1 protein-coding gene is annotated in these 491 nt (G+C 70.3%); it reads left to right on the top strand.

What is annotated here, in order from left to right:
• The coding region (locus MJ601_RS21820) for an MBG domain-containing protein (protein ID WP_242130489.1) at positions 1–491 on the top strand (491 nt) is incomplete at both ends.

Raw genomic sequence — 491 nt, 5'->3', positions numbered from 1 at the left:
CGATCGGCTGGCAGGCGGGGACGCTGACCGTCACCCCGGCGCCGCTCAGCCTGAGCTATGCCGCCAATGGCGCGAGCAGCGTCTATGGCGCAGGCCTTGCGGGCCTGTCGGGCACGGTGACGGGATCGGGCTTCGTCCATGGCGAGGGGCTGGGCGACCTGTCGGGCACGGTGCAATGGAGCACGGCGGCGAGCGCCGGGGCGAATGCGGGCAGCTACGCGATCATCGGCTCGGGGCTGACGAGCGGCAACTATGCGATCAGCGCGACGCAGGCGGCGGCCAATGGCAGTGCCTATACGATCACTCCTGCGCCGTTGACGATCATCGCGGACGATGTGACGAAGGGCTATGACGGCCTGGCCTTTTCAGGGGGCGGCGGGTTGCATTATGCGGGCTTCGTCAACGGCGACACGCAGGCGAGCCTGACGGGCAGCCTCCTGTGGAGCGGCACGGCGCAGGGGGCGCGGGACGCGGGCAGCTACGGCATCGCC

Origin of the sequence: Sphingobium trunci, assembly GCF_022664535.1 — a bacterium.
Lineage (GTDB): Bacteria > Pseudomonadota > Alphaproteobacteria > Sphingomonadales > Sphingomonadaceae > Sphingobium.
The sequence above is the reverse complement of the archived record's forward strand: the minus strand, read 5'-3'. Positions and strand labels throughout refer to the sequence as shown.